1 protein-coding gene is annotated in these 262 nt (G+C 67.6%); it reads left to right on the forward strand.

Features of this window, described 5'->3' with window-relative positions; translation table 11 throughout:
* On the forward strand, window positions 1-262 hold a 262-nt coding region (locus EXE42_RS17810; RefSeq protein ID WP_137707126.1), incomplete at both ends, for a DoxX family membrane protein.

Consider the following 262-nt stretch of genomic DNA (forward strand, 5'->3'; position numbering starts at 1 on the left):
GCTCGCGTACTCGATGCTCGGACTCCGGGTCGTGATGGCGTGGGTGTTCCTCCAGGCGGGGCTGTCGAAGCTGTTCGAGGGCGGCCTCGCCGACCCGCTCGCGTGGAGCTCGGTCGGGTTCCTCCAGAACGCCATCGCGGACGCCAACCCGCTCCAGGGGCTGTTCCTCTTCTTCGCGGACTACGCGGCGATCATCGACCCGATGGTCGTGTTCGGACAGATCCTGATCGGGCTGGCGCTGCTGTTCGGCGTCCTCTTCCGG

Source organism: Halorubrum sp. SP3, assembly GCF_005435195.1.
GTDB classification, from domain to species: Archaea; Halobacteriota; Halobacteria; order Halobacteriales; family Haloferacaceae; genus Halorubrum; species Halorubrum sodomense.